General features: G+C 33.5%; 1 protein-coding gene. It reads right to left on the bottom strand.

What is annotated here, in order from left to right:
- Positions 1-260 (bottom strand): hypothetical protein (locus SB764_RS41790; RefSeq protein WP_410867005.1); only part of this gene is annotated, 260 nt, incomplete at both ends.

Raw genomic sequence — 260 nt, 5'->3', positions numbered from 1 at the left:
CTATCATTGTGAATACCTTTTATGCTATCTTTTGTTACTTTAAAATCATCGTGACAATTAAGCAATGATAATTTTTCCTCAAATTCTGGAATAATAGAATCTTTTGCTGAGGTTAAAGTGTATCGGGTATAGAGGATCCGGTGATTAAAATCTTTCGTAGCAATACCGGAAAATGTACCAATACCAAAAGACTTCTGAGAATATCTACCTCCTGTGATAACAACTGTATTGACAGAATAAAGTGGATCTCCTTTTTCTGC

This window comes from Paraburkholderia sp. SIMBA_027, assembly GCF_046535315.1.
GTDB lineage: Bacteria > Pseudomonadota > Gammaproteobacteria > Burkholderiales > Burkholderiaceae > Paraburkholderia > Paraburkholderia tropica.
The sequence above is the reverse complement of the archived record's forward strand: the minus strand, read 5'-3'. Positions and strand labels throughout refer to the sequence as shown.